The sequence below is a fragment of the Pseudomonadota bacterium genome (assembly GCA_022361155.1).
GTDB lineage: Bacteria > Myxococcota_A > Polyangia > Polyangiales > JAKSBK01 > JAKSBK01.
The window spans coordinates 1-4917 of record JAKSBK010000546.1; the positions used below are offsets into that span (position 1 = coordinate 1).

Below are 4917 nucleotides of genomic sequence, written 5' to 3' on the forward strand. Positions count from 1 at the left end.
CAGCAGCGGTAAGGCAGCACCAGCAGGGACACAGATGGATGGCGAGCGGGTAACCGCCCACCGTGTGGCTCGCTTCTTGCCCGTCTCCCGTCTCCCGTCTCCCGTCTCCCGTCTCCCGTCTCCCGTCTCCCGTCTCCCGTCTCCCGTCTCCCGCGCCGTTCAGCATGGAGCGCTAGCGCAGCCATTCGCCGCCGAGCCGGGGCCGGGGCGAAGTCAGCTTGCACGGGCGAGGCGGCAGGCCCGCCGTCTGTGGGCCACCCCCACAGACCTTGGGGCTTGCTGGGCAAGAACGGCGAGCGCGACGAGCACAGCGTTCCTGGAGGTGTGCACGTGTGCGGGTGTGCACGTGTGGTTCGTATTTCACGGTCCGCAGATGCTTCGTGGCCAGGCAGCCGTTGGAGGGAACTATGGTCCATGGAAGTGGGAGTGACTTCAAACTCATAACGATTTGGTTGCCGGCAGTGCTGTGGGCCCTGCCATCTTCATCCAGCCTGAGATCCACCGAAGAGCGACCGCGTCTCCCGCAACATCGATGTCGCGTTACGGGCACATTCCCTCCACCCGCTGACGACCGCTGCCAAGTCGCGTTACCTTGTTCGCTTGCGGACACTAACCTAACTAACTACTTGACCGAAAGACTAAGTTGCTTCCCCGAAGGGCTCCAAAAAGCAGAGGAAGCGAAGAAGCGCAAACAACCACCCGGAGGCCCCCTTCCAGCCCGCTATCCAAAATAAAGGGAACCTCGTAGGTAATACCTGCAAAAGCGCCTTGTAACTCGTCGGCGCTAGAAAGGAAGCCAATGCTGCATAATCACAGATTCCGAAAACTCATACTGTCGGGGCTGCTTGTTGGACCCTTTATCAGTGGGTGGTCCCTAGGGATCGAAGAACCACAGATGCCTCCATCAAATTTCGTGGAGCAGGCAGATGTACCATATCAAACACCAAAGCTGTGTGCCGGTGGGCAGCCGTTTTTTCTCGAAGTCGACATGAAATCTATGGGCACGCGCACGGGTCCAGGCGGAGAATCGCTTCTGATCCGTGCTGTTATTCGGAACAACTTGAAGAAACGGGGAAGTATCGTTTCAAGTAGAGAGATCCTGCGATCGGACGGCACGCCGGCACTGCCAGCCGACAAGCCTTGGCAGGCACGTCGCATCGCGGCCAAAGGACAACTGACGAGGGAGCTGTCTACACCAGGGGGTCTAGAAGACGGCCACTACCAGCTTAGGGTCCACGTTGCCCAGCGTAGCGATGATGGTGCGGAATCCACTGCAATGGGGATCCAGTATTTCAAGATCGAGTCCGGAAGTATAATTCCGTTGGACGTCAACGAATATTTCCGTGAGATATACGCTGAAAATGGGCGGAGGATATTACAATGAAATTGCCCCACTATGCTGTTCTATTTGCGACTCTTATAACTCCATTGTCGGCCAGTGCCGCAAACTGGGGTGTCGTGATTGGCAAGCTCAGCTACTACAACGAACTCAGCAACTATTGTCCAAGTACGCGAGCGTGCACAGGCGCAAGGTATACCGAGTCTCAGTTTCAGACCTACCAACCTATGGCGAACACAACAGTCTATATTACAGACCCTAATTCTCAGGCGCAGTGGGGTGTAGGCCAGACGGATGACTCCGGTAACTTCGAGATTTCATGGTGGAACAACTACCCACAAGGACAACCTTCTTATGCGACTTTACAGTGGAAGGGTGCCCACGCAAACAATCGCTTCTATATTCGTGATGGTGCCGGCGCGTCGTTGGACTGGAGGGCAGGCTTTATACACCAGCACGGAACGACAATTTGGGATCCGCAGGATTTGGGAGAGATTGGCATCGGTTCGAACGGATCCGAAGATCCACTCGCACATGTCTACGCAGGTGCTGAGCGGACTTGGCGAGACTCCTTTCAGTACTCGAACCGCCTTGCGCAGAACTATGGATCTACTCAAGTGCGAGCGTTCAATACTATCTGTTCAACTAGCTGTGCTGTTTCAGCGACCCTGATCCATCTGGATACAGATCCCCGCACGCCTTTCGCTTTTAGCGGTCGGATTGCCCACGAGCTTGGACATACAGCGTCGCATCGCCTAAGCCGAGAAGGCAACTCTAACGCCTGTGGTAACTATAGCTACGGTTCGGCCAGTAATGGCTGGTGGTCTTTATGGACACCAGAGTGGACCTGTGCTGGCTACGAAGAGGCGTTCGCTACTTGGATCGGCGATGTGGCAAGATACTGGTATGATTCCGATCCTGACATTTGTGGGGCGTTCATCGGCCCATGCCCCACGATGGCCGAGCCAAGTTTGGGTGCTCCTGGTGGTGGTGGTTGCAGCGATTGCAGCGGGTGTAGCGGAGGAAACTGCCCACCCGCGAATCAGACGGACTGTGATGGCCGGCACGTGGGTAATATGGTCAAATTCTTATGGGATCTATACGATACAAATGAAGATTCGGAGACTTTGAGTGAGCCTTACAATCGAATCTGCGATAACAATTTCAATTGGATGGTTGGAACGGGCAATGGTTTGCGGGACGAACCTTTTGGCTCACCGAATGACTGGGACGGGAAGGCAGCACGGGACTACTCGACTTTGTACGTCATCAACTATGGTGTGAGCCCATTGCCCGCATATAACAACAACTGTGCAGCCCCGGGGGACTGAAAGCCGAGCTCGGAACTCGGAGGGCGTACGGGGAGGAGACGGAATCGACTCCGTGCGCCCGACGGAAAAGGGATAAGATTAGAATGAGTATCCGCTATAAGAAGGCAGCGGGCGCGAGAAGTCGTGATGTGCTTGTAGTAGCCTGTTTCGTGGGCTTGTGTGCTACAGGACTGGGCTTTGCGGGTGGTCGGACCTTCGGGACGATCGTACAGCAGGAGAGCCCGCGTGATACAGGTCACGAGGCAACGGATGAGAGTCGGGTTCATTCTTATTTCTTTGGGGTTCCGACTGGACGGGCGGGCCACGTTGCGCCGGTCATTTCCGCGCATGAAGGAAACTTCTACGAGCGGTCTGCTCAGGAATGGCAGGGCATGCTCGTTAGCAAGGATACCCATCCGCTGTGTGACACGTCCGAACGCTGCGGTCTTGCGCTGGCATGCCGGAATTGGCAATGTGGCCCGTGTGGAAGAGACGCCCACTGTGCAGCGGGTGAAATCTGTGTCCTCGATCGCTGTTTGTTGGCCGCCAACGTGGGATGTCGGTCCAGCAGGGACTGCAATGGAGAAAAGAATTTGTGCATGTTGACGGAGCTGTCACCTGAGGCACGCGGGAATCGGAATCTGCGTTCGCTTTGCTTTTCTGAGGTCAGGGTACCAACCCAGGAGGAGGCGAATCGGCTACCGGCGCCCAGGAAGGAGCGGCGGACGAGGAAGGGGCGATACGAGAGTTCGGAGAGCATCGAGACAGCTTTGTTGCTCGATACCTTGGAGGATTTGCTTACGAAGAAGGTGGAGAAATGACCCTTCGAAGGTGGTTGTCTTGCTGGTTGGTGCCGGCGGGGGTGTGGGTGATAGCTTGTGCTGGGTCAAGTATGACTTCTGTCTCGGACGGGGGGAATGACCCTGACGCGATTGCGCCCGACGCGATGCCGCCCGATTCGGGTATGACTTCTGTCCCGGACGGGGGGAATGACCCTGACGCGATTGCGCCTGACGCGTCGATCGAGCTCGGCTGTAGCGGTACAGGCAAAGCATTGCTGGGGTTCGTACGTGTTGCACGGTTGGATGCTCGCCGTTTTGCCGTTGGGAGTGAGGTAGTTGTGGAGAACGGGCACGCGTTTCTGCACATCCGCGATGACTGTCGCTACTACGTATTTGACGTTGGTGAAACAGACGCCGGGCAATGGCCAGCGTATGCGGAACTCGCTGAGACTCGCGCTGGCAGATTGACTATCAGCGAGATCCGACAGCTTGGTCGTCGACTCCAGGTGGAAAAGTGGAAGGGTCTTTCAGGAGGACACGCTTCTTTGGGAGGTCACGCGGAGCCGGATGTGCTCTACATGGGTGAGACGGAGATTGTCTGCGACGGATTGTGTCTCGGAATGAAGGCGCCTGCTGAACTCAAGCCTATCTACCAGGAAGCGATGAGCGCTATGAGGGAGTTGCACTCTCGCGGAAACTCGATGGACGGTCCAGTCCGCATTGTGCTTCTTAATTTTGCAATGGCGGGGCAACCTCTCGTGGGTGCTGGGACTCCTTACAAATTCGCGTCCTGGCCCGCAGGGTCGGGCGCACCCGAGGACGTAGTCCGGCCGTTTGGGCTGCAGCCTGCCGGAACGGGCATCCTTATCAGGCCGCCTGTGGCGGCTGATTTCCGTCGTTTGCGCACCCGGCAGCGAAATAGCGAATTCTATCCTCGACGTGACGGGACAGTGATTCCAATTCAAGCCGCGAATGGCGATGCCTATGGACTTTATTTGCGTGACGTCATCCCCTTTGAGGGTCCCGACGGACGAATTCCGCGTCCAGTGCCGTGAAACCGAAAAAAGGGAGGTGTGCGGGCGCAGCATGGAGCCGCGAAATCCCCACTTCAGACGCCGACGCAGTTGGGTAACGCGGAAGGCAATACGGTCCGGGGGGTTGAGCGAGTCCCGGAGCGGCCCTGCGCGGGCAAAGACCTGTAGCACGCACAGAACCTTCCCGCGCGAGAACAGGGAGATCTGCCCGTCGCACGCGATCTGATCACGCACGTTCCCGAGCCTCCTTTTGAGCTGTGCTGGGAAGCCCGAGCGAGGGGGCGGAGAGGACCGAGCGCGCAGCTGGGCGACCCGACCTTCGATAGAGCGGCCGGTGTCAAGTACATGCAGTGGTCCCCTCCGGCAGCGCGGTACGCAGTCGGCAATCTCACCCATCGATACGTGCTTTGAATCCGGCCTAACGTTGCCGGGGCACAGGAGGCTGGTCGAAG

The 4917-nt window shown here is 57.4% G+C and carries 2 protein-coding genes; both read left to right on the forward strand.

The window, feature by feature from the left end:
* The first annotated feature begins 895 nt into the window (after positions 1–895).
* The gene (locus MJD61_20295) at positions 896–1384 is read left to right on the forward strand and encodes a hypothetical protein (protein MCG8557604.1); all 489 of its coding nucleotides are present in this window, start codon (positions 896–898) and stop codon (positions 1382–1384) included.
* Positions 1381–2670: a hypothetical protein gene (locus MJD61_20300; protein ID MCG8557605.1), complete on the forward strand. Its 1290-nt coding sequence runs from the start codon at positions 1381–1383 to the stop codon at positions 2668–2670. The genes MJD61_20295 and MJD61_20300 overlap by 4 nt, the downstream gene beginning before the upstream one ends.
* Positions 2671–4917: the final 2247 nt, after the last annotated feature.